The sequence below is a fragment of the Pseudomonas mandelii genome (assembly GCF_006438925.1).
Lineage (GTDB): Bacteria > Pseudomonadota > Gammaproteobacteria > Pseudomonadales > Pseudomonadaceae > Aquipseudomonas > Aquipseudomonas mandelii_C.
This window is the reverse complement of sequence record NZ_RCZA01000015.1, coordinates 68,360-84,234: the sequence shown is the minus strand read 5'-3', so window position 1 is coordinate 84,234 and position 15,875 is coordinate 68,360. Positions and strand designations below refer to the sequence as shown.

The following is a 15,875-nucleotide window of genomic DNA, read 5'->3' as shown; positions in this document are numbered from 1 at the left end:
ACGGCATGCTCAAACCGGTGCTGCTCATCCTCGTTTGCCTGGTCTTGCTCGGACTGTCGATCCGCCTGTTTTATCGCGGCTTGCGCCAGACCGGCGCCGAGCGGGTACTGGGACGCCTGACCCAGGGGCAACTGCAGCCGGTGCCGACGAAAACCTCCTGGGTCGGTCTGGACCGGGCCTTTCTGCGGGCCGGCCTTGGGCGTCCCTCCAAGCGTCTGGGGGGGTGGCTGCTGCTCTGGGCCTTTGGCATCTTGCTCGGATTTGCTACCGGTGGCTGGTTCGGCTTGCTGGTTCTGTTACTGCTGCCGCCGCTGATTCTGCGTCTGTATGTCAATTGGCGTTATCAGCGCCGACTCCAGCGCATGATCGAACAACTGCCACAAATGCTCGATCACACCGTGCGCAGCCTGAAGTCCGGGCGCACTCTGGCCGATGCGGTGCTGGGCGCCATCGACGCCGCTGAAGACCCGCTGAAAAACGCCATGGGGCGGATTCAGCGCAACGTGCAGCTGGGGGTCAGCTTGCCGGATGCCGCGGCTGACCTTGCCGAGCTGTATGAGAAAGACGAACTTCGCCTGTTCGCGCTCGGTTTGAAGGTCAATCACCGCTATGGCGGCAATTCCAGCGAATTGCTGGAAAACCTGATCAAGATGATCCGGGAGCGCGAACAGGCTGCGCGCCAGCTCAGGGCCATGACCGGTGAAACCCGGGTGACCGCGTGGGTCCTGGGCTGTTTGCCGATTGGCCTGGCCGGCTATTTCCTCGCGACCAACCCTCATTACTTGCTCGCCATGTGGCACGACGGTTCGGGGCAAATCATGCTCGCGTCCGCGTTCGGCTTGCAGGTGGTCGGCAGCCTGGCGCTCTGGCATATGTTGCGCAGCGTATGAAAGTGCCTTTGCTGATCTGCGCATTGCTGTTTCTGGGGGCAACGTTGTTGCTGCTCAGCGGTTTGCTGGAGCACCGTCGGCGGGTTCGCCAGGTGGCGCAACGACTCGACGGCAAACTGGCGAGCGACAACCGGGTAAATCAGTGGCTACAAGTGCTGGGCAGCAGCCGAATCGGTCAGCGCTCGGTCAACCTGGATAACGAAACCCAGGCATTGCTTAACCGTCTCGGCTGGCGCAGCGCCCGGCGACGTTCACTGTTCGCGGCGTTCCAGGTAGGCGCTCCGGTGCTGGCGCTGGCCCTGACCTTGCTGATCCAGGGCGTATTCTTCCCTCACACAAACAATCACTGGATGGCCCCGGCGTTCGCCACCTGCATCGGCTATCTATTGCCCAAACGGTTGCTGGCCGCTGCCGCACAGCGTCGGCAAAAACAACTGGCGATCGAGATTTCCACCTTCATTCCGCTGCTGCGCATCCTGTTCGAATCGGGCATGGCGGTGGAGCAGTCGCTGCGCGTGTTGAGCAATGAAGGCAAACAATTATTGCCGGCCTTGACCCATGAATTGCGTCTGGTATTGGCCCGGGTCGATTCCGGCCTGGAACTGGGCGAAGAACTGCACAAAGCCACCCAATTGCTGGCCGTCGACGAGTTCACCGACACCTGCGTCATCCTTGAGCAGTTGATCCATCAGGGGGGCGGTGCGATGAAGTCCCTGCTGACCCTCAAGCAATTGCTCGATGACCGGCGCCTGACGCGCCTGCAGGAATACATCTCCAAGCTGTCCGCCAAAATGTCCGTCGTGATGATGTTGTTTCTCTTCCCGGCGTTATTGATCGTACTGGCCGGCCCGGGCTTCACCGCCCTGTCCCGTGCCTTTGGTTCTTAGAGGGATCGCGATGAAAGCAATAATTGCCGGTTTGAGTCGACTGTTGTCAGGCGGTTGCGCGAGCAACGGTGCGGGCACTTGTAAAAAAAGACAAAAAACCTAATGCGCAGTCACCCCCTGACGCAATCCATGACTGGGTAACAAAGCCAGCGCCAACTGCGTCCGATTATGCATATGCGTCAACCGCAAAACCTGCGACACATAAAGCTTCACCGTGTTCTCGGTAATCCCCAACTCACAGGCAATCTGATAATTCGTCTGCCCCTTCCCCACCAACCGCGCCACCTCCAACTGCCTTGGCGATAGGTGATTGAAAATCGCCGGAATCTCAACCCGATCCACAGCGATGACATCCTCATCAGTGGAAATCGATAACCGCGGCCCACGCCGAACCTTATCCAGGTCCTGATACAGATCATCGATCGACTCGGCCAAATACTGCAGCTTCTGATCCAGATGCCCCAACTGCACACTCTTCTGCCGTTCCTGCAAAACCACTACCTGACGCGCAATCCCTTCGAGCAACTCACCCAGATTAATCGGCTTCTGGTAGTAATCGGCAAACCCGGCCCGCAAAGCCTTGATCACATCCTGCTTGTCCGCGCGCCCAGTGAGCATGATCGCTTCAAATACACGGTGCTTGCCGGATAACCGTTGCAGCTCCTGAACCAGTTGAATCCCGTCCAGACCGGGCATGTGCAAATCGCAAAGCACCAGGCCGATCGCTTCGTCTTCATTGAAACGCTCGACGGCCTGTTTGCCAGTCTCGCAAGGAACGCAACGGTAACCGCGGCCTTCAAGAAACTCACAAAGCTCTGCGGCAATCAACGGCTGGTCGTCGACCACAAGGATTTTTACTGCCGAAGAAAGCTTGTTCACGTGCGACTCCCTGCAAGGTCAACGTTGACCGTTCCTTTACTGACAGCCACAGGCTGTACAACTTCTGAATTGAAAGTAGACGTACTTTCCGACTCTGTATATAGAACAGTCGACTAGTGAAACCAGGCGAGTGTGAGCAACAGGCCCACCAATACGAAGGGTGCAAAGGGCTGTTTCTTTGACATTCCTGGCCCCAGATATCGAAGATGATTTCTAAGCCCTTGCCCCATATGAAGCCAGACTCTTGGCGCCAGCAGCAGCCACAGCACACTGGCCAATCCGGCACCGATGAACACGCCAAGCAGGTGCATGCCGTCCGTCGCAAGTCCCAGGCCGGTCATCAATTTCACATCGCCTGCGCCCAAGCGTCTCAGCGCATAACCGGGCAAGGTAAAGGCCAGCGCCAGCAAAAAAGCCCAGCCGCCCTGCACCGCCTCGGCCCCCAGCCAGGTAGTGCCCGTCCACAGGAGATACGCCAGCGCCAACACCGCTGCGCCAAGAGTCAGGCCATTGGCGATGTGTCGTTCTCGAGCATCCTGTGCTGCGCATAGCGTCAGCCAGATCAGTAATACAAAGCTCTGCATCCGGTAAAAAACGTCCGTTTTGGCTGAATGATTCTATGCTGATATCACGTCGTGAATATCAGGGTAGACGCAGTCATGAAGATAGGCCTCCCCCGTAAGCAAAAAGGCGCTGTAGCGATTGAATTCGCGTTGGTGTTTCTCATCTTTTTCGCCGTGTTCTATGGAATCGTCACTTACAGCTTGCCGCTGTTGCTGATGCAATCGTTCACCCAGTCGACTGCCGAAGCGGTGCGCCGAAGCGTGGCGCTGGATCCGAGCACCCCCGGATACGACACCGCGGTAAAAACCGTTGCCACGACAGAACTGAGCCGACAGCTGGCCTGGATTCCTGCCGCACTGAATTTCAACGTCGCCACCGACGCCAGCGCCACCTACGTGGGCGGGGTGTTGAAGGTCACCATCAACTACCCCACCAGCAAACTGCAGCAGGTCATCCCGTTTCTGAACGTGCCGGGAATTGGCCAAGTGCCCAATCTGCCGGCCACCCTCACCGTCAGTTCGAGCCTGCAATTTTGAGTTCCGCAGACAAACTCTTCGGGCGCCTGCTCAATCGCCATCCGCCTCAGCCAGTAGACACCCCAGACACCCTGAGCGTGCAAAGTGTCGGTTTACAGATGCACCTGGATGCCGAAGGTCGAGTGATTCACCTGACCGGCCCGCTGCGGCATGTACTGGCCCAGCAGACACCCGCTGCGCAAACACCGCACCTGCTCGACTTCCTCATGCCCCACAGCGGCCTCGCCGTTGAAGGCTCGCCGGTCGACTGGCAGGGACAGAGTCTGGACCTGGACTTTTACAGCCTCAACGGACAACCCCTGCACTTGCGTGGCTGGGTCCAGCCATTGGCCGATGCCTGGTTGTTGCAGTTGCTGGACATCGGCGACTTGTTGCTCGATCGCCGGCAATCACGCAGCCGCGAGCAATGCCAATTACTCGCAGCGCAGATCGGCGAACAGTTGCGCCGGTGCAACCTGACGCGCCTGCCCGAGGTGTTGGTGGAACAGTTGCAAGGCCTGGCCCAGCATTTCCACATGCCCTGCATTGCGGTGGCGTTACTCGATGAACAGGAAAAAGGCTGGCAGATACACCAGCATTACACGGCCTTCGATGCGCCCCAACTGTGGCAAAACGCTCAGCGCCTGGGCACAGGGCTCGACAGTCTGAACGGCTCTGCGCCGCAATGCCTGACGCCCGCTGAACATCCCCGCTTGCAAGGCATCTTCGGTAATGCCGAAGGGTTCGCAGTGCCCTATCACGATGCTCAGGGTGTGGTCGCCTGGTTGCTGTGTGGCCTTTATCCGGTGCAGCAACAGGCACCCGACCTGAATGATCGCGACTGGTTACAACTGACCGCCGCGCTGGCAGGCCCGTTGCTTGAGCGCTTGCGCGAGCACCGGCACCATCTGCAACTGGAACGGCTGGAGTCGCTGCAAGCCTTGCTCGGCACCGGATGGTGGGAGGTGTTCAGCGACAGTCGCGAGGTGCAATTGGCGCCGTCGTTGGCCAGTAACCTGAACCTTACGATCGCTCGTTTGCCGCTGCACGACTGGCTCGATCGGGTGCACCCCGCCGACCGGGAAGAGCTGAGCAGTCGTCTGCAAGCCTTGCAAGACGACGGCACCCCGCTGCTGCTGTGCGTGCGTTTGGCACAAACGCCGAACTGGTATCGCCTGCAGGGTCAGGTCCTGGGCATCGGTAAAAGCCGGCGGTTGGTGGGCTTCATGCTCGACATCAGCGACATCAAAAACCAGGAGCAAAACGCCGCGGCGGCCCATGCCCGACTGGACAACCTGATCGCCAGCTCACCGGCGGTGATCTACGTGCAGCGCTATGTCGAAGGTGCGCTGCAACCGACGTTTTTCAGTGACAGCCTACTGCCGCTGCTCGGCTGGACACTGGCTGATTGCGCGGCGGGAGCCTTGGTTGAAAGGGTGCATCCAGAGGACCGCGACCGGTATTTCGAACGTACCCGACATTTGCTGCGTGAAGGTTCGGTGCGCGCCCGCTATCGGCTGCGCGACAGTCGCGGCGATTACCACTGGCTACTCGATGAAGCCAAGCTACTGCGCGACGACCTTGGTTTGCCGGTGGAAGCCGTCGGCCTGTGGCTGGACGTCACCGAAGCAACCCTGGCCGCCGAACAGGTGAAACAGAGTGAAGAACGCTACCGGATCCTGGTGGAAGACTCTCCGGCGATGATCTGCCGCTACCGCCCGGACCTGACCCTGACCTTCGGCAACCGCCCGCTGGCGACTTACCTGGAGTGCCAGCCCGAGCAACTGCCCGGGGTGAATCTGGGCAGCTGGATGTCGCCGGAACAGCGCGAAGCGTTTCTCCAGCGGCTCAGCCGACTCAGCCCGGAATTCCCGGTCAGCACCGCGGAAATCAACCTGCAACTGCCGGGACGGGAACATGCCTGGTGGGTGTGGTCGGATCGCGGGGTGTTCGATGAGCACGGCCATTTACTGGAGATTCAGGCCGTGGGGCGCGACAACACCGAGGTCCGTCGCGCCCAGCAGCAGCTCACCCAAAGTGCAAAAATGGCCACCCTCGGTGAAATGGCCACAGGGCTGGCCCACGAAATCAATCAACCGTTGAATGTGATGCGCATGGCCATCGTCAACGTGCTCAAGCGTCTGAGCAACGGTGATGCGCAAATCGACTACCTGACCGACAAGCTCAACCGCATCGATGCACAGGTCCAGCGCGCCGCGCGGGTGGTGGATCACATGCGGGTATTTGGCCGCCGCTCGGAGATCGAGCAGCATCCGTTTAATCCGGCGCAAGCCATCGAAGGTACGCTGTCGCTGCTGGCCGAAGGGATGCGCGGCAAAGGGGTCGATCTGCGGGTCAACGAGACCGGGTTTGACGTGCAAGTGCGCGGTTACGTCGATCAGCTCGAACAGGTGTTGATCAATCTGATGGTCAACGCTCGGGATGCGTTGCTCGGCAAACGCGAGGCCGACCGCGAGTTCAAACCGTGGATCTCGGTGTACGCCGAACGTGATGCGTATTCGGTGCGGCTGTGGGTCGAGGACAACGGCGGCGGTATCGATCCGCGGTTGCTGGAGCGGATCTTCGAGCCGTTCTTCACCACCAAACCCGTGGGTGTCGGCACCGGGCTCGGGTTGTCGGTGAGTTATGGCATCGTCGAGAACATGGGCGGAAAACTGAGCGTTAGAAACTCGGTCGAAGGCGCACGGTTTTGCATCGAACTGCCGATTGCCGCCGACGATCAGATTGCCAGCGTCGCTCGTCCTGAGTGACAACTGAGGTTGGCGCCGACATCGACCTTGTTCAGATCGATCCCCAGGCTGAGCAGCAGTGTGTTGATCAAGGTGTCGAGTAATGGGCTGAGCACGCTGTTGATCACGTTGACCAGCAATGTCGTGACAGTGCTGAGGATCGCCCCCAGACCACCGACCAGACTGCCCGTCGGGCCGTACATGTTGACCTTGATATTGGTCGCCGTGTCGGTAAGGCTGCTGACGATATTGCTGGTGGAATAGGAATAGTAGAACGGTGGCTGGTTGATCTCCGGCAGGCTGGTGGCCGGCGGTGCGGAATAGACGTGCGGCATGTTGGCGCTCTGTGCCACGGTGGTGTCGGCCATGATATCGATGCCGCCGCCGACGCTTGGGATCCGCGGGTCACAACTGACGGGAAGGATCAGGAACCGGCGACAGGTTTTCACCCCGATATCGATCACCTTCAACGGCTGTACCACCACGGCGGGCGGCGTGGTGTTGCTGCCGAAAGTCGTGTTCGGATCGATCTTGCCGATTTTCAGCGTCACCAGTGAAGTGCTGGTATTGGTGGTCAGGGATTTGTTGGTGGTGCTGACGCAACTGTAGGCGGTGACGTAACTGGCGGCGCTCGCGACGTCCAGTGCGACATCGAGCTTTACGGTAGTGGAAAGTGGCACGATCGAGGGTGTTTCACAGGCCGCGCCGAGCGCGCAAGTCAGTGAGTCAATGACACCGACCAGATTGAGATTCAGCAAGGCGTTCAAGATATTGGTCAACGGTCCGGCAAGATCCGCCGCCGCCTCGAGCAAGGGTTGAATCGCACTCAGAATGGGCAAGTCGATCGACAGCAATGTACGAACCTGAGCGGTTTTCACATAGATCCGGTTGGGCCCCAACGGCGCGAGCGCGGCGTTTTTCGGATTGCCGATGGCCGACAGCTGCGGAGGCTCCAGCACCTGCACCCGAGCAGTGATTTGCGCGAGCCCCGCGAGGTTGATCGGCAGGGTCGCCACCAGGCCGTTTTTCTTGTTGGCCAGTTGCACGACTGCTTCGATCAGGTCGAACACTTTCAGGTTGGTCCCCAGCGCCGTCACGGTGCTGCCAGCCTCGACGTGCAGCACGTTGCCGAGTACGACAGTGGTTGCACCTGCCGCGACCTTCAGCGCTTGAAGACTGGCGATGGTTGCGGTCGCACCGAGTGTGCCGCCGGGGTCCAGTACATTGACGGCGGTCTGAATCAGCTGGCTGACGGCAATCGTATTGCCCAATACCTGGTCATACCCGGCAGCGCTGAAGTTGAGGTCGACCTTCAATCGATCGAGGTAACCGAGCAGGCTGATGTTGGTGTTCACCAGTCCGTTCCAGCCTGCTGCGTTGATGTTCAGGTTGCCCCCGAGCAAACCACCGAACAGCGCGTTGAGCGTGGCCGATTTGCTGGTGTCGACGCTCAGCGTCGTGCTGCGCAGGGTCAGCGAAGCCTGCGGTGGCGGTAATGCGGCGACAGCGCTGGCCGTCAGGTTGATGGTCGCCGCGCGTGGAGCGCCACCGAACAGGGCGCCGACACCGCCGGCGAAACTCTGTTGGACCGAATGGCTGGCGATCACCCGAATGGCTTCGCTCTTGCTCGGGTCGGCGCCAAATACTCGAAGGTTATTGGCATCCAGGGTCAAGGCACCGCAAGCGACCAACAGATTGCGAGTGGGGTCAGGAAGGGTAAAGCCGTTACGGTTTGCGCTGGCGGTGGCATAGACGGTGGCGGTGTTGCCAGCGGCGCAATCACCACTTCGGGTGGAGGCTTCGAGTGCGGCCATATCTGCTACGCGTTGCAGGTCACGTTTTTCCAGGTACAAACGACCGCTGTCGACCACGATCAGCAAGAACACCAGAGCCATGCCCAATGTCAGCGCCGCCATCAAACCGATCGCCCCCCGTTGCCGGGACGGGCTGCGAAACTGCAAACGGGGAGACATCGCGCACTCCTTTGCCGGTGCACAGCCGAGGACTACCTCCATGGGTGAACAGCAGTGTAGTTGGCGCTTTCCCGGGCTGCTCGCAGATCACAAGCAAAAGATCTTCCAGCTGTTTATTTCGGTGGATAGTTGGCGAGAATTCGCCCGACTGTTTCGCGTATCGCCGTGCTGCGATCCGACGGGTTCGGTGTGCGGCTGAGTATCTGCTCGTCACTGCCGCGCCACACCAGTTTGCCGTCCTTGCCATCAAGCAGGTCGATCTGGATGATCGCCACTTTGTAGCTGACATTACGGGTTTCGTTGTACATCGGGCCGCCCCAGTAGCCGTTCCATGGATTACCCCAAGTGCCGCCGTAGTTGGTGGTGACTTGTTGCTGACGCTGTTCGACGATCAGATAGGTCTGCACGCTCAAATCGCCCTTTTGGCCACCCGCAGCCGGACGCAGGCCACGTTGATCCAGCTGATCGGTTACCGATTGGCGGATGCGTTGCTCAGTCAGGTCGCTCTTGATCCGTGGGTCATCGGGCCGATATTGCAGGGCGGGTTCTTTCCAGCTCCAGCTGCGATAGGCGGCGAAGTCGCGGCTGGCATCGAAGTCATGATTGACCTGGTTGCCAGCGCAGGCACTGAGCAGCACGGCCACAGCCAGTAAAACGAGACGGCGGAACATGGTAGTTCTCCGGTTGAAGACGTGAACCTGCGCAATGCTTCTTAACGACAGAAGCTAACTAGGAGGATACGCCGACATCGCCTTTTCTACAGCCTCCCGTATCGCATCGGCACGCTCACTCTGGCTGCCGCGATTGCTGGTTTCGGCGCTGGCACTCCACACCGGTTGACCGCTGTGAGCGTCAAACAAATCAACCCGCACCACCACGACCTGTTCCTGATAAGTCCGAATGATCGGCACGGTGTTGTACATCCCGTAACCGCTGCCGTAGCGGTTGTAACCGCCATAACCGCCGCCGTAATAACCATAGTCGTCCCGAACCTGACGCAGGCGGGTTTCCAGGTGCAGGTCGGCGCTGACAAACAGGTCGGCCGGGCGGTTATCGTGCAGCGGGCGCAAGCCACGTTGATCGAGCGCATTGCTGACGGCTTCGGCGACCTGCGCCGAATCCGCCCAGGCGCTGCCCGGCGGCAGCTGCCCGTTGAGCCAGGCCCAGCTGCGGTAACGCCCGTAGTCGCGCGGCGCGGCCGGGTAGGCGCTGCGGTCAAAGGTGTTGGCCGCCTGAGGCGGCGCGGGGGGCAAGGGGGTGGATGACGCCACATAAGGGTTACTGCCCTGGCAGGCCGCCAACCCGAGACAGACCACCAATAACCCCGAACGACTGTTCATTTCGCGCTCCGATCAGACCGGCCGACAGATCCAGTGCAAGTAGCGCCCAAGCCCGGCAAAGCTTGGGTGACGACGGTGGGCCAGTTCCATTTCCAGCAAGTCCACCAGTTCGGCGCGAGCCTGGAATTCCACTGGCATGTAGTCGTGAAAAACCCGCACCCCGCTCTGGGTTTCGACCTGCCACATTCCTTCAAGTTGCGCCGCCAGTTCCCGTGGATCAAGGGGCTGCTGCGGAGTGAGGCTTTGCTTTTCGCCGGCCATGTCGTTCTTGCGCATCTTGCGGAAGTGGCCTTTGAGCAGGTTGCGATAGATCAACGCATCGCGGTTGTAGAAGGCCAGGGACAACCAGCCATCTGGTTTGGTCAATTGATGCAGTACCGGCAGGATCGCGTGAGGTTCGGCCAGCCATTCCAGCACCGCGTGGCACAGCACCAGGTCGTAGGGCTCGGTGAGTTGGCCGAGCAGATCCTGCCACGGCGCCTGAATGAACGTCGCTGTTTGCCCGGCGTCGGCAAAGCGTTGGCGGGCGCCTTCGAGCATCGGCTCGGCGGGTTCGGCCAGCGTGACCTCATGACCACGCTGGGCCAGCCACAACGACATGTGGCCCAGGCCGGCGCCGATGTCCAGTACGCGCAACGGCCGGTCCGGCAGGGTTTCGGCCAGGTCGGCCTGAAGCACCGCCAGACGGATCGCGCCTTTGGCACCGCCGTAGATTTTTTCGGCGAAGCGGGTCGCCAATTGATCGAAATGACGGTCGCTCATCAGCTGAACCTCCGTTCGCTGTCTGCGAGTTTGCTGCGCACCACTTCATTCATGTCCAACCCCAACTCGCTGCACAGCAGCAGTAGATAGAGCACGATGTCGCCGATTTCCTGCCCGGCATGGGCCAGTGTGTCCGCCGGCAACTGGCGCGACTGGTCTTCGGTCAGCCACTGGAAAATCTCCACCAGCTCGGACATTTCCACGCTCGCGGCCATGGCCAGGTTTTTCGGGCTGTGAAATTGCCGCCAGTCATTGCGGTCACGGATGGCGTGCAGGCGTTCGGTCAGTTCAACAAGGTTCATCGGGCTCTCCTGAAGGCGTATAGCTTCGGGGGGATGACGGGGGAAGGCAAGCGTCTCGGTGCGGCGCGGATCTTTGCACCATAATCAAAAGATCGCAGCCTGCGGCAGCTCCTACGGGAACTCGGCACCCTGCTCGATAGCCCAAGGCTCAAGTCCGGCAACCACGCCACCACTTTCATCAAGGACGTTCACTACATGCAGGTAGAAAGTTTTTTCGAATGGCTCGGCCAGGCACTCGGTTCGGTTATCCGTTTCATCGTTGACGGCCTCAGCGGCTTGTTCAATCTGTTGAGCCACGCGGGCAGCAACTTTGTCGAAGGGCTGTCCCGTGCGCTGGGCATGGACGCGTCGATCATCAGCATCATTGCGCTGGTTTTGGGGCTGATGCTGTTGTGGTCGGCGATTCGGGCGTTCATGAATGCGTCGATCATCATGGGGATTATCTGGATGCTGCTGGGGCTTTGGCTGTTGAGCTGGATAATCCACTAATACCACCCATCCCACCCATCCCACCCCTGTGGGAGCGAGCCTGCTCGCGAAGGCGGCAGCACATCCAGTATTTATGTGACTGACAGTCCGTTTTCGCGAGCAGGCTCGCTCCCACATTGGATTAAATGTGTCGCTACAATGCCGCTCCCCCAAGGAGCCTGCATGTCCAACCTGATCGCCGACTGGCGCGACCGCCCTACCCATCGTCGAGTCTGGGCGCTCGCCGCGCCGATGATTCTCTCGAACATTTCCGTACCGCTGGTGGCATTGGTCGACAGTACCGTCATCGGCCACTTGCCCCACGCCCATCAGTTGGGCGCCGTCGCGGTCGGGGCCAGCCTGTATACCTTTCTCGCCTGGGCCATGGGTTTTCTGCGCATGGGCACCACCGGGTTCGCCGCACAGGCCGCCGGGCGTGGGGACGGCGCGGCCTTGCGGCAGATTTTGCTGCAGGGTTTGTTGTTGGCCATGGGCCTGGCCATTGTCCTGGGAACACTGGGTGTGCCGTTGAGCGGGGTTGCGCTGCATTTCATGCAGCCGTCGGCGGAGCTGGATCAGCTGACCCGCGAGTTTTTCCATACGCGCCTGTTCGGTCTGCCGGCGGCGCTGGCCAGTTATGCGCTGGTCGGCTGGTTCCTCGGCACTCAGAACGCCCGGGCGCCGCTGGCCATTCTGCTGAGCACCAACCTGGTGAATATCGCGCTGAACCTGTGGTTCGTCCTCGGACTGGAGTGGGGGGTGGTCGGTGCGGCCCGGGCGTCGGTCATCGCCGAGTGGACCGGCGCGCTGATCGGCCTGCTGATGACCCGCAATGCCCTGCGCGCCTATCCCGGCCACATCGCCTGGGCAGCGCTGGCGCTGTGGCAGAGCTGGCGACCGCTATTGGCGGTCAACCGCGACATTTTCATCCGCAGCCTGGCGCTGCAATCGGTGTTTTTCCTGATCACCGTGCAAGGCGCGCGACTGGGTGATGCCACCGTCGCCGCCAACGCGCTGCTGCTCAATGGACTGCTGCTGACCGCCCATGCGCTGGACGGCCTGGCCCACGCGGTGGAAGCCCTTTGTGGGCATGCCATTGGTGCTCGTGATCGAGAGGCCCTGCGCCGCTCATTGGTGGTGGCCTGCGGTTGGTCGTTGCTGGCGAGTCTGGGCTTTGCTGTGTTGTTCCTGTTCGCCGGGCATCTGTTTATCGAGATGCAGACCAACATTCAGAGCGTGCGCGACACGGCGTTCATCTACCTGCCCTACCTCGCCGCGCTGCCGCTGATCGCGGTCTGGAGTTACCTGCTCGACGGGTTGTTTATCGGTGCCACCCGTGCCCGGGAAATGCGCAACGGCATGCTACTGACGGTGATTTTGTTGCTGCCGTTCGCTTGGGCGCTGCAAGGTTTGGGCAACCATGGCCTGTGGATAACCTTTCTACTGTTCATGTTGCTGCGCAGCCTGACACTCGGCGCGTTTGCCTGGTACCTGCACAAAAACGACGGCTGGTTCGCAGGCAAAGCTCACTGAGTCGGCGTGGCTTTGACGAAGGCCGTGACCACATCCAGCACCGGCGCCAAACCGCGCATCGGCCGGGACAGTGTCGCCACCAACGTGGCGTGGCTGGTGCGCGAGAAATACAGGTCCTGCACCGGCACGCCCGCCTCGCGCAGTTTGCGCGCCAGACCACCGGTGTTACGCGCCGGGTTGACCAGCTCATCGTCGCTCGCCGCGATCAACAAGGCCGGCGGCGCGCCACGACTGACATGATTGATCGGCTGTGACCGGGGTGGTGAATCCGGCCAGAAAAACACCGGGCGCACCTGCGGATTCTTGATCGGCAGAAAATCATAAGGCCCGGCCAGGCCGATCCAGCCGCTGAGGTTGTGCGGCGACAGGCCCACCGCCCCCAGCAACCCGGGGTCCAGCGCCAGCATCGCGACGTTGTAGGCCCCGGAACTGTGGCCCATCAGGTACAACCGCTGCGGGTTTCCGGAATATTGACGAATGTGTTCATGGGTCCAGGCCACGGCCCGGGCGCCATCTTCAAGGAACAGCGGATAACGCACCTGCGGATACAACCGATAGTCCGCCAGCACCGCAATAATTCCCCGGGACGCCAAGGCCTCGCCGACAAAAGCGTAATCGCTGCGTGAACCGCTGTTCCAGCTGCCGCCGTAGAAAAACACCACCACCGGGGCGTTTTTCATGGAAGGGCGCGGCACATACACATCGAGTTTTTGCCGCGGATCAGGGCCATAGGTAATGCCCTCGGTCTTGTCGCAGGTTGCGTCGGGGGTCAGCGCATTGAGCAACTTCAGCGGCGAGCACGCCGTCATCACAGCCAGCATTACGCCGCCGATCATCAGGCTGAACAACCGCCGTGTGGTGCTCGCCATCGATGTTGAACCTCGTGCTCAGGGCTGATCGTTCTGCCACCGGTTGCGCAGGCTATCGAGACGCTCCTGCTGGGTGAGCCCCGGCAATGCGTGCCCAGGCAAAGCGCCGGGGTACTGCAAGCGTAGCCATAACCAGTCATCGAGTACCGGGCGCTCGGTAAAATCCAGCGCCAGCCCTTCCTGCACGTGGGACCACAACGTGTTGTAGTCAGTCCCGGTGGATCGACTCCAGTGCCAGGCATGCTGCTCCAGCAGGCAGGTTTGCAGTTTTTCCTGCTGACGAGGACTGAGGTTTTCTTCAATCGCCAACGGGCTGACGGCAAGCCCCGGATTGACCAACTGCTGCCAGCCCTGACTGCCGATCGCGCGGTCGGCCCACGTCCCGCCGAACCAACGCAAATGGCTGATGGGACCCAGCCAGCGACTCAGCTCCTGCGCATCGCAGGCATCGAACAAATAACTGGCCGTTTGCGGGTTGTAGTAACTCAACAAGGCTCGGTGATGCAGACCGAGCGTGACCGTGAGCATGCGACGCAAATGCTCCAGCAACAGAGGCGAAGGCGCCTCGCTGGCCATCAGCAAGCCGCGCCAGAGGGGCACTTCGCTGTGGCACAACCCGGCCAGCATTGGGCATGTCCGAAGGTCGATCAGGGCCGGGCCGTGTTCACGCAACGCATGCCACTCAGTGCCTTCGAACAACCAGAACCACCGGGCATGCGCAAACTGCTGTTGCAGCATCGCCCCCGCCTGTGGCGCACCCGGTACGTCCAGCAATAGCCATTGCGGGGTCGCGACGTTCATGCCGAACTGCTCTGGCCAAACCGCTTCGCCGCCCGGCAGGTGCAGAGGGTCTGCGTGCAATGGTTGAAACTGCCGCCACCGGGCAGCAGACATAGCAGCATCAATGGTTCGCTCGATTGCAGAAGCGCCAGCAAGCCCTCGACATCATCTGTCGCGGATGTGCGCGGAGGGTCGACCTCCTCAGCCTCTTCAACGGACGAAGGGACGTGAAGAAACCCGGTAATCAGTGGCTGATCCGGATCCCCCTCGATAAAACTCACCACCACCTCGACGCCCTCACTCAACTGCGTGACTGCCGCGTCGCCCAGTTCAGCGGCCACCGGCAGCCAACTGTGGCTGGGCACCGCGCCCTCGCCCTGATAGAGCCAGTCAAATTGCACGGCAACCGGTCTGGACGGATCGGGGCATGACTCATCAATGTTGACCACCCAGGCCCGTTGCAGGCTGTGCATCCTGGGTGTCACTGCGCAATGAGGCGCTACAAAAGGCACCTGCCAGTGAATCGCGCGGATCTGGTTGCTGTAGGACGCCGTTGAATCCTGGCGGCCCTGATGCTCCACATGGGTCAGCAGCCAGAGATGATTCCAGTCGGCAATCGGATGACCGGACAGCGGCATCAACTGACCGCTGCGCAGCGCCGTCAGGTCCGTCCGACCTTCGGCGATCGGCGCGGTTCGTTGCCCTGCGCACCCCAGAAGCTTGAACTGACGCACGGCCGATTGCTCGCTCTCGGCCTGGAAGACCGCGCTCTCGCCGAAACGAAAGCGCCCCTGACCATCGCCGAAAACCACGCAATGCCCGCGCTCGCCGTGTTCGAAGTGGTAGTGAAGCCGTTCCTGGGCACACAGACGCTGGATAAATTGCAGGTCTGATTCCCGGTACTGCGTACAGAATTTACGGGCAGGGTAATCGCCACTCAGCTCAAAGCGCCGACTCTTGCCGGCAATACCGTGCTCCTTGAGCACCTGACTGAGGATTTGCGGCACCGAGCGCGCACTGAAAATTCGCTGACTGAAGCGCAGGGAAAGGCACGCCAGCTTCGGCCCCAGACGTACGCGACAGAGCCTGACAGCCAAGTCATGGTCACGCTGGACGAGTTCATGCAATTGTCCGTGGAAGCCGTTTCCCGCAGGCCCGACATGCAAAAAGGCCGGACGGTACAGCAGGCTTGCAAGGTCGAGTGTCGGGTCATCGATCAGCAGATCCACGTCGAACACAAAAGGCTCGCTGATGGCTTCTCTACCGGTAAAGGCCAAGACCTCAAAGGGGTCGGGCAGACCCTCTACATCCAGACGAAATGACGGCTCGTTGACTGGATTGAACATCGGCGATTCTCTACAGG

16 protein-coding genes are annotated in these 15,875 nt (G+C 60.7%); 6 read left to right on the top strand and 10 right to left on the bottom strand.

What is annotated here, in order from left to right:
* The first annotated feature begins 5 nt into the window (after positions 1 to 5).
* On the top strand, positions 6 to 890 hold the full coding sequence (locus tag EAH74_RS28555; RefSeq protein ID WP_140683292.1) for a type II secretion system F family protein: 885 nt from the start codon (positions 6 to 8) through the stop codon (positions 888 to 890).
* Complete coding sequence (locus tag EAH74_RS28550; RefSeq protein ID WP_140683196.1) at positions 887 to 1,777, top strand: type II secretion system F family protein; 891 nt, start codon at positions 887 to 889, stop codon at positions 1,775 to 1,777. Before EAH74_RS28555 ends, EAH74_RS28550 begins: the two co-directional genes overlap by 4 nt.
* A gap of 99 nt (positions 1,778 to 1,876) precedes the next feature.
* Here the strand turns inward: EAH74_RS28550 and EAH74_RS28545 are convergent, their stop codons facing one another.
* Entirely contained in the window at positions 1,877 to 2,656 is a 780-nt protein-coding gene (locus EAH74_RS28545; RefSeq protein WP_140683193.1) for a response regulator transcription factor, read from the bottom strand.
* Positions 2,657 to 2,769: 113 nt separating this feature from the next.
* Positions 2,770 to 3,240, bottom strand: a complete 471-nt coding sequence (locus EAH74_RS28540; RefSeq protein WP_008156575.1) for a prepilin peptidase — start codon at positions 3,238 to 3,240, stop codon at positions 2,770 to 2,772.
* Positions 3,241 to 3,315: 75 nt separating this feature from the next.
* Between EAH74_RS28540 and EAH74_RS28535 the strand changes: the two genes are divergently transcribed.
* Together EAH74_RS28535 and EAH74_RS28530 are read left to right on the top strand one after the other, a co-directional pair.
* Entirely contained in the window at positions 3,316 to 3,756 is a 441-nt protein-coding gene (locus tag EAH74_RS28535; protein WP_140683190.1) for a TadE/TadG family type IV pilus assembly protein, read from the top strand.
* Positions 3,753 to 6,506, top strand: a complete 2,754-nt coding sequence (locus tag EAH74_RS28530) for a PAS domain-containing sensor histidine kinase (RefSeq protein ID WP_140683187.1) — start codon at positions 3,753 to 3,755, stop codon at positions 6,504 to 6,506. The genes EAH74_RS28535 and EAH74_RS28530 overlap by 4 nt, the downstream gene beginning before the upstream one ends.
* On the opposite strand, the gene EAH74_RS28525 is transcribed toward EAH74_RS28530, so the two are convergent.
* From EAH74_RS28525 to EAH74_RS28505, 5 genes are all read right to left on the bottom strand, one after another.
* Entirely contained in the window at positions 6,476 to 8,458 is a 1,983-nt protein-coding gene (locus EAH74_RS28525; protein ID WP_140683185.1) for a pilus assembly protein TadG-related protein, read from the bottom strand. The genes EAH74_RS28530 and EAH74_RS28525 overlap by 31 nt on opposite strands.
* Before the next feature lie 113 nt (positions 8,459 to 8,571).
* Positions 8,572 to 9,129 carry a DUF4136 domain-containing protein gene (locus EAH74_RS28520; RefSeq protein ID WP_140683182.1) on the bottom strand — a complete coding sequence of 186 codons (558 nt, stop codon included), beginning with the start codon at positions 9,127 to 9,129 and terminating at the stop codon, positions 8,572 to 8,574.
* 54 nt (positions 9,130 to 9,183) lie between these two features.
* On the bottom strand, positions 9,184 to 9,798 hold the full coding sequence (locus tag EAH74_RS28515) for a DUF4136 domain-containing protein (RefSeq protein ID WP_140683179.1): 615 nt from the start codon (positions 9,796 to 9,798) through the stop codon (positions 9,184 to 9,186).
* Positions 9,799 to 9,810: 12 nt separating this feature from the next.
* A complete protein-coding gene (locus tag EAH74_RS28510) occupies positions 9,811 to 10,560 on the bottom strand; it encodes a methyltransferase (RefSeq protein WP_008153735.1) in 750 nt (249 codons plus the stop codon).
* Positions 10,560 to 10,862, bottom strand: a complete 303-nt coding sequence (locus EAH74_RS28505; protein ID WP_129438809.1) for a MazG-like family protein — start codon at positions 10,860 to 10,862, stop codon at positions 10,560 to 10,562. Before EAH74_RS28505 ends, EAH74_RS28510 begins: the two co-directional genes overlap by 1 nt.
* 195 nt (positions 10,863 to 11,057) lie before the next feature.
* Between EAH74_RS28505 and EAH74_RS28500 the strand changes: the two genes are divergently transcribed.
* A complete protein-coding gene (locus tag EAH74_RS28500; protein WP_140683176.1) occupies positions 11,058 to 11,351 on the top strand; it encodes a hypothetical protein in 294 nt (97 codons plus the stop codon).
* Positions 11,352 to 11,513: 162 nt separating this feature from the next.
* Positions 11,514 to 12,863 (top strand): MATE family efflux transporter, encoded by a 1,350-nt coding sequence (locus tag EAH74_RS28495; protein WP_140683173.1) that lies wholly within the window; start codon positions 11,514 to 11,516, stop codon positions 12,861 to 12,863.
* Here EAH74_RS28495 and EAH74_RS28490 read toward each other — a convergent pair.
* The 3 genes from EAH74_RS28490 to EAH74_RS28480 are packed head-to-tail and all read right to left on the bottom strand — an operon-like array spanning position 12,857 to position 15,858.
* Positions 12,857 to 13,732: an alpha/beta hydrolase gene (locus EAH74_RS28490; protein WP_140683170.1), complete on the bottom strand. Its 876-nt coding sequence runs from the start codon at positions 13,730 to 13,732 to the stop codon at positions 12,857 to 12,859. The two genes, EAH74_RS28495 and EAH74_RS28490, sit on opposite strands and share 7 nt — an antisense overlap.
* An 18-nt stretch (positions 13,733 to 13,750) precedes the next feature.
* The gene (locus EAH74_RS28485; RefSeq protein ID WP_140683167.1) at positions 13,751 to 14,533 is read right to left on the bottom strand and encodes a DUF4123 domain-containing protein; all 783 of its coding nucleotides are present in this window, start codon (positions 14,531 to 14,533) and stop codon (positions 13,751 to 13,753) included.
* The gene (locus EAH74_RS28480; RefSeq protein WP_140683164.1) at positions 14,530 to 15,858 is read right to left on the bottom strand and encodes a contractile injection system protein, VgrG/Pvc8 family; all 1,329 of its coding nucleotides are present in this window, start codon (positions 15,856 to 15,858) and stop codon (positions 14,530 to 14,532) included. The genes EAH74_RS28485 and EAH74_RS28480 overlap by 4 nt, the downstream gene beginning before the upstream one ends.
* Between the last annotated feature and the right edge of the window lie 17 nt (positions 15,859 to 15,875).

What these genes read in the sequence shown, in the direction of transcription:
- EAH74_RS28555 (WP_140683292.1), top strand. Translation starts at nt 6, where the DNA reads ATGCTCAAACCGGTGCTGCTCATCCTCGTTTGCCTGGTCTTGCTCGGA.
- EAH74_RS28550 (WP_140683196.1), top strand. Translation starts at nt 887, where the DNA reads ATGAAAGTGCCTTTGCTGATCTGCGCATTGCTGTTTCTGGGGGCAACG.
- EAH74_RS28540 (WP_008156575.1), bottom strand. Translation starts at nt 3,240, where the DNA reads ATGCAGAGCTTTGTATTACTGATCTGGCTGACGCTATGCGCAGCACAG.
- EAH74_RS28535 (WP_140683190.1), top strand. Translation starts at nt 3,316, where the DNA reads ATGAAGATAGGCCTCCCCCGTAAGCAAAAAGGCGCTGTAGCGATTGAA.
- EAH74_RS28525 (WP_140683185.1), bottom strand. Translation starts at nt 8,458, where the DNA reads ATGTCTCCCCGTTTGCAGTTTCGCAGCCCGTCCCGGCAACGGGGGGCG.
- EAH74_RS28520 (WP_140683182.1), bottom strand. Translation starts at nt 9,129, where the DNA reads ATGTTCCGCCGTCTCGTTTTACTGGCTGTGGCCGTGCTGCTCAGTGCC.
- EAH74_RS28515 (WP_140683179.1), bottom strand. Translation starts at nt 9,798, where the DNA reads ATGAACAGTCGTTCGGGGTTATTGGTGGTCTGTCTCGGGTTGGCGGCC.
- EAH74_RS28510 (WP_008153735.1), bottom strand. Translation starts at nt 10,560, where the DNA reads ATGAGCGACCGTCATTTCGATCAATTGGCGACCCGCTTCGCCGAAAAA.
- EAH74_RS28505 (WP_129438809.1), bottom strand. Translation starts at nt 10,862, where the DNA reads ATGAACCTTGTTGAACTGACCGAACGCCTGCACGCCATCCGTGACCGC.
- EAH74_RS28500 (WP_140683176.1), top strand. Translation starts at nt 11,058, where the DNA reads ATGCAGGTAGAAAGTTTTTTCGAATGGCTCGGCCAGGCACTCGGTTCG.
- EAH74_RS28495 (WP_140683173.1), top strand. Translation starts at nt 11,514, where the DNA reads ATGTCCAACCTGATCGCCGACTGGCGCGACCGCCCTACCCATCGTCGA.
- EAH74_RS28490 (WP_140683170.1), bottom strand. Translation starts at nt 13,732, where the DNA reads ATGGCGAGCACCACACGGCGGTTGTTCAGCCTGATGATCGGCGGCGTA.
- EAH74_RS28485 (WP_140683167.1), bottom strand. Translation starts at nt 14,533, where the DNA reads ATGAACGTCGCGACCCCGCAATGGCTATTGCTGGACGTACCGGGTGCG.
- EAH74_RS28480 (WP_140683164.1), bottom strand. Translation starts at nt 15,858, where the DNA reads ATGTTCAATCCAGTCAACGAGCCGTCATTTCGTCTGGATGTAGAGGGT.